Annotated in this window: 5 protein-coding genes; 3 read left to right on the top strand and 2 right to left on the bottom strand. The window is 75.3% G+C overall.

The features are described 5' to 3' along the window. The 3 genes from AE652_RS33225 to AE652_RS33215 form a co-directional block, all read left to right on the top strand. A partial coding sequence (locus AE652_RS33225; protein WP_049658395.1) for an amino acid adenylation domain-containing protein occupies positions 1-3843 on the top strand: 3843 nt, incomplete at its 5' end. Between the two features lie 115 nt (positions 3844-3958). Further along, positions 3959-4174 carry a hypothetical protein gene (locus AE652_RS33220; RefSeq protein ID WP_049658393.1) on the top strand — a complete coding sequence of 72 codons (216 nt, stop codon included), beginning with the start codon at positions 3959-3961 and terminating at the stop codon, positions 4172-4174. Positions 4175-4391: 217 nt separating this feature from the next. Further along, the gene (locus AE652_RS33215; protein ID WP_049658392.1) at positions 4392-4682 is read left to right on the top strand and encodes a muconolactone Delta-isomerase family protein; all 291 of its coding nucleotides are present in this window, start codon (positions 4392-4394) and stop codon (positions 4680-4682) included. A gap of 9 nt (positions 4683-4691) precedes the next feature. Here the strand turns inward: AE652_RS33215 and AE652_RS33210 are convergent, their stop codons facing one another. After that, entirely contained in the window at positions 4692-5144 is a 453-nt protein-coding gene (locus tag AE652_RS33210) for a hypothetical protein (protein WP_049658391.1), read from the bottom strand. Positions 5145-5270: 126 nt separating this feature from the next. Beyond that, positions 5271-6100 (bottom strand): pyridoxal-dependent decarboxylase (locus AE652_RS33205; protein ID WP_049658390.1); only part of this gene is annotated, 830 nt, incomplete at its 5' end.

Raw genomic sequence — 6100 nt, 5'->3', positions numbered from 1 at the left:
CCCGGCGCGCCGGCCGTCCTCGGCGAGGGCGGCGGCCTCACCTTCCAGGAGCTGGCCGGGACCGCCCGCCGGCTGGCCGCGCGGCTGCGCCGCCTGGGCGCCGTCCCGGACGGCTGCGTCGGCCTGTACGTCGAGCCGTCCGTCGAGCTGGTCGCCGGGGCCTGGGGCGTGCTGTACGTCGGGGCCGGCTACCTGCCGCTGTCGCCCGAGTACCCCGAGGACCGGATCCGCTACATGGTCGAGGACAGCGGCACCCGGATCGTGCTGACCCAGGCGCACCTGCGCGAGCGGCTGGCCGCGCTGGTCCCGGCCGGGACCGCGGTCGTCACCTTCGAGGCCTGCGAGGACGCCGCTCGGCTGCCGGAAGCGGCGGCGGAGGAGGCACAGGAGGAAGCGCCCGAGGCGGCCGCCGAGCCGGAGTCGCTGGCCTATGTGATCTACACCTCGGGCAGCACCGGCCGCCCCAAGGGCGTCATGATCGAGCACCGCTCGGTGGTCTCCCAGCTGCGCTGGATGCGCTCCGCCGGGCACCTCGACCCCGGGACCACCGTGCTGCAGAAGACCCCGATGAGCTTCGACGCCGCGCAGTGGGAGATCCTCGCCCCGGCCGTCGGCGCCCGGGTGGCGGCCGGCACGCCCGGCCTCTACCGGGACCCGGAGGCGCTGGTCGCCTCCGTCCGGCGGCACGGGGTGACCGCGCTCCAGTGCGTGCCCACCCTGCTCCGGGCGCTGCTGGACACCGAGGGCTTCGCCGACTGCACCGGCCTGACCCGGGTGTTCTCCGGCGGTGAGGCGCTCTCCCGGCGGCTCGCCCGCGACCTGGGCCGCGCCCTCCCGCAGGCGGCGCTGGTCAACCTGTACGGCCCGACCGAGTGCACCATCAACGCCACCTGGCACCTGGTCGACCCGGCCGATCCGGCCGACGGCGCCGGCTCGGTGCCGATCGGCCGACCGGTCGCCGACACCCAGTGCCACGTCCTCGACGAGCAGCTGCGGCCGGTCGCCGCCGACGGCGTCGGCGAGCTGTACATCGGCGGCGTCCAGCTGGCCCGCGGCTACCTGAACCGGCCGGAGCTGACCGCGGAGCGGTTCGTCCGCTCCCCGTTCGCCCCCGGCGAGCGGCTGTACCGCACCGGCGACCTGGTGCGGTGGAACCCGGACGGCACCCTCCAGTTCGCCGGCCGGGTGGACAACCAGGTCAAGCTGCGCGGGTACCGGGTCGAGCTGGACGAGATCGCCCGCGCGATCGAGGAGCACACCTGGGTGCGCCGCTCGGCCGCGGTCGTCACCGGGGACGACCGCACCGGGCACCCGAACCTGGTCGCCTGTGTCGAGCTCAACCCGCGCGAGGCCGCCCTGATGGACCAGGGCAGCCACGGCGGCCACCACCAGTCCAAGGCCAGCAAGCTCCAGGTCAAGGCCCAGCTGTCCGACCCGGGCCTGCGCGACCGGGCCCGGCTGGCGGGCCGCGAGCGGGTCGAACTGCCCGGCCGGAAGGAGACCGACGCCCAGCGCCGGGAGGCCTTCGCCCGCAAGAGCTACCGCTTCTACGACGGCGGCGCGGTCACCCGGGACGACCTCACCGCGCTGTTCGCCCCGCGCCCAACCCGCACCTTCGGCCGCGACCTGGAACTGCTGAGCCTGCCCGAACTCGGCCGCGTCCTGCGGTGGTTCGGCCAGTTCCACAGCGAGGAGCGGCTGCTGCCCAAGTACGCCTACGCCTCGCCCGGCGCGCTGTACGCGACCCAGCTGTACCTGGAGACCGGCGGCCTGGACGGGCTCGCGGCCGGGCTGTACTACTACCACCCGGTCGAGCACGTCCTGGTCCGGATCGGCCCCGCCGGGGCGCGGCCGGGCCCGGATGGCGGGGCCTACCTGACGCTGCACTTCTCCGGGAAGCACGGCGCCATCGAGCCGGTCTACAAGAACAACATCCGGGAGGTGCTGGAGTTCGAGACCGGCCACATGCTGGGCGTCCTGGCGGAGGTGCTGCCCGAGTACGGGCTGGACGTGCGCCCGATCGGCCTCGACCCGGCGGCCAAGGGCCGGCTGGACGTCGCCGAGGAGGACCACTACCTGGGCGCCTTCGCGGTCGTCCCGGCCGGCGGCCCGGCGCGGGACGAGGGCACCGAGCTGTACGTCCAGGCCCACGAGGGCCGGCTGGACGGCCTGCCGGGCGGCCTCTACCGGTACGCCGACGGCGAGTTGACGCACGTCTCGGAGGAGGTGGTGGAGTCCCGGCACGTGATCGCGATCAACCAGGCGGTCTACGCCCGGGCCTCGTTCGGCATCACGGCCGTCGCCCGCGCCGAGGAGGAGTGGCTGCGGTACATCGTGCTCGGCGCCGAGCTGCACCGCCTCCAGCGCAACGGCCTGGGGCTGGGCTTCATGTCCTCCGGCTACAGCTCCAAGTCCGGCCACCCGCTGCCCGCTTCGCGCCGCATCGACGAGATCCTGGCCGGCCGCGGCATCACCCCGGGACCGTCCTACTTCTTCCTCGGCGGCAAGGTGAGCGAGGAGCAGATCCGCAGCGAGGGCATGCACGAGGACACCGTCCACATGAAGGGGCCGGCCGAGCTGATCAAGGACCAACTGGCCACCCTGCTGCCCGACTACATGCTGCCCAACCGGGTGCTGGTGATGGACGCCCTGCCGCTCACCGCGAACGGCAAGGTGGACCTCAAGGCGCTGGCCGCCTCCGAGGCCGTCCGCACAGCCGGCGTGCGCGGCGCGTACGTCGCACCCGCCACCGGGTACGAGCGGTGGCTGGCCGAGGCCTGGGGGCGGGCGCTGGGGTACCAGGAGGTGTCGGTGACGGACGAGTTCTTCGCCGTCGGCGGGAACTCGCTGATCGCCGTCGCCCTGGTGCACCGGATCAACCGCGAGTTCGGCGTCGCGCTGCCGCTCCAGGTGCTGTTCGAGTGCCCCCGGCTGGGCGACCTGGCCGCGCGCGTCGAACGGGCCTGCGGCGAGGGCGGCGAGCGCGCGGGCGGGGGCACCGGCGGGAGCGCGGCCTCCCGGCTGGTGCCGCTGCACCCGGGGGCGGCCGACCGGGCCGTGTTCTGCTGGCCCGGACTGGGCGGGTACCCGATGAACCTGCGGCCGCTCGGCCGGGAGGCGAGTGCGGGCCGGGCCTTCTACGGCGTCCAGGCGCACGGTGTCAACCCGGGCGAGACGCCGTACCCGACCATCCGGGAGATGGCCGCCGCCGACGTCGCCGAGCTGCGCCGGGTGCAGCCGCGGGGGCCGTACACGCTGTGGGGCTTCTCCTTCGGCGCCCGGGTCGCCTTCGAGGCGGCCTGGCAGCTGGAGCGCGCCGGGCAGCGGGTGGAGCGGCTGCTGCTGATCTGCCCCGGCAACCCGAAGGTGCGCCGGGACGACGCCCGGTCGTGGGGCCGTGAGGCCTCGTACGCCAACCCGGCGTACCTGACCATCCTGTTCGGGGTGTTCGCCGGCCGGATCAGCGGCCCCGACCTGGAGCGCTGCCTGGCCGAGACGGTGGACGAGGCGACCTTCGTCGCCTCCGTGCACCGGATGCTGCCGGAGCTGGACGAGGAGCTGATCCGGCGGATCACCGGGATCGTCGGCGAGACCTACGAGTTCGAGTACAGCTTCCGCGAGCTCGCCGAGCGGCGGCTGGAGGCGCCGGTGACCGTCTTCAAGGCCGCGGGCGACGACTACTCGTTCATCGAGGGCAGCACCGGCTACTCCGCGACCCCGCCCACCGTGGTCGACCTGGCGGGCGACCACTACGGGGTGCTGCGGGAGCACGGGGTGGCCGAGCTGGCCGCCGCGATCCGGGAGGTGGAACGGACGGGCCCCGGGGAGCTCCCGGGCCGCTGATCGGATGATGTGGACACGCTCACGGATGGCTCAGGATCCGTGAGCGGGGGAGCCCCTTCGGATAGGGATGGCTCGGCTTTTCCGCCGATCCCGTCTCCTCCGAAGGGGCTTTCCGATGTCCGTGAAGAACTCCGCACTGGCCACCGCCTGTTGCGCCCTGCTGCTCGCCCTGCCGCTCGCCCTCGCCCAGTCGGCCGCCGCCGACAGCAACGGCCCCAAGACGCCCGAGGAGGCCGCCACCTGCCACCAGGTGCTCGGCGCCCTGCTCGGCGGCTTCGGGCCGATGCTCGGCGAGGCCGTCTGCGTCGTGCAGCCGGCCGACAAGGGCTGACGCCTCCCGGGAATCCGCCGCCGGCGGTGGCCGCCGTCCTCGGGCCGCCGCCGGCGGAGCCGGATCCCGGGCCCGCGCCGGGTGCGGGGCCGCCGGAGGCCGGTTCCGGATTCGCCCGGCCGGCCCACCGGGCGCGGGCCGGTCGTGGCGGCGGTCGGGTGCCGGGCCGACGATGAGGGGGCGGGGGCGGGGCGGGGGGCGAGAAGGGAGCAGGACCGTGCAGGAGTTCCTGGTCGAGATCACCACCAGCGTCCCCGAGGGCACCGCCGAGGAGGAGGTCGACCGGCGGCGCGCCGCCGAGGCCGTCCGAGCCCGCGAGCTCGCCGCCACCGGCCACCTGGCCAGGCTGTGGCGCCCGGTCGGCGAACGGCGCAGCATCGGCGTCTGGCGGGCGGCCGACGAGGCCCGGCTGCGCGCGGAGGTGCTCGGCAGCCTCCCGCTGCGGCCGTGGATGACCGTCGTGGTGACCCCGCTCGAACCGCACCCCAACGACCCGGGCCCGGCCTGAGGCGACGGCTCAGGCGATGCGGGTCGGCGCGTCCTGGAGGGTGTGGCCGGTGGCGGTCAGCAGCGTCGTCAGGACGGCCGGGGTCACCGGGTGCTCGGTGCGGAGGTAGAGCTCGTCGGCGGCGGGGTGGGGGTGCACGGAGAGCAGGGTGATCCGGTGGTCGGCGAGCGTCGTGCCGGTGTGGGCGAGGGCCGTGGTGCGCACCCGCCAGAGCGCGACCGGGGGCGGGGCGTGCGGTGACCACCAGCTGTGGAGCAGGGCGGTGGCGAGCAGGGCGAGCGCGGAGGCGGCCACGACGACCGGGCCGTCCGGGCCGTGGACGACGATCTTGGCGATGAGGTCGGCCGCCGTGACGGAGAGGAAGACGGCGGCGAGTTCGACGGTGTCACGGCGCCAGCGGTGGGTGCGGCGGGCACCGGGGCCGGCGGGGGCACGGAGGGGAGAGGGCTTCGAATGCTCCATGCCACCACCGTGCCCGACCGGTGTTTCCCGGTCGGGCATCCGTCGTGACCGGCCGGTTACGGTCCGCGCCGGGGTGTTACGGGAGGAACGCGCGGGGCCGAGTCGGGAGGCCGGGCCGCCGGTGGTCTAGCCGAGCAGGTCGCGGGCCGCGGCCTTGACCTCGGCGAGCAGGAGGTGGAGGTCGGCCTCCGTCGTGGCGGCGTTGAGGAGGCAGGCGCGGAGCAGCTCGGCGCGGTCCAGGCGGGCGCCGGTGACGAAGACCCGGCCGCGCCGCTGGACGGCGGCGGGGAGGTCGCGGTTGAGGGCGTCGCGGGCGGCCCCGTCCCGGCCGGGGGCGCGGTGGCGGAACGCCACGATCGAGGTCTGCACCTCGGCGAGCAGCTCCAACTCCGCGTCCGCTTCGACGAGTTCGCCGAGCCGGCGGGCCAGTGCGGTGCACCGGGCGATGTCCCGGGCGAGCCCGGCCCGGCCCTTGTGGGCGATGGTGGCCCAGACCTTGAGGGCCCGGAAGGGGCGGGTCTGCTCGGTGCCGTACTCGGAGAACCAGCCGAGCGCGCCGGCCGACTCGTCGCGCAGGTAGGACGGGACGAGGCTGAAGGTGCCGCGCAGCTCCTCGGTGTCGCGGACCAGCGCGCAGCCGCAGTCGACCGGGACGCCGAGCCACTTGTGCGGGTCGAGGGCGAGCGAGTCGGCGCGCTCCAGCCCGGCGTAGCGGTGGGCGATGGCCGGGTCGAGCCGGCCGAAGGCGCCGTACGCGCCGTCCACGTGCATCCAGAGGCCCTGCTCCTCGCAGAGGTCGGCGATCGGGCCGAACCCGTCCACCGCGCCGGCGCCGACGGTGCCGGCCGAGGCGACCACCAGGAAGGGCAGCAGGCCGGCCGCGCGGTCGCGCTCGACGGCCGCTCGCAGGTCCGCGGTGTCCAGCCGGCCGTCGGGGCCGGTGGCCACGGTGCGCA

Origin of the sequence: Kitasatospora sp. MY 5-36 (genome assembly GCF_001182915.1) — a bacterium.
Classification (GTDB): domain Bacteria; phylum Actinomycetota; class Actinomycetes; order Streptomycetales; family Streptomycetaceae; genus Kitasatospora.
This window is presented reverse-complemented; position numbering and strand designations above follow the sequence as displayed.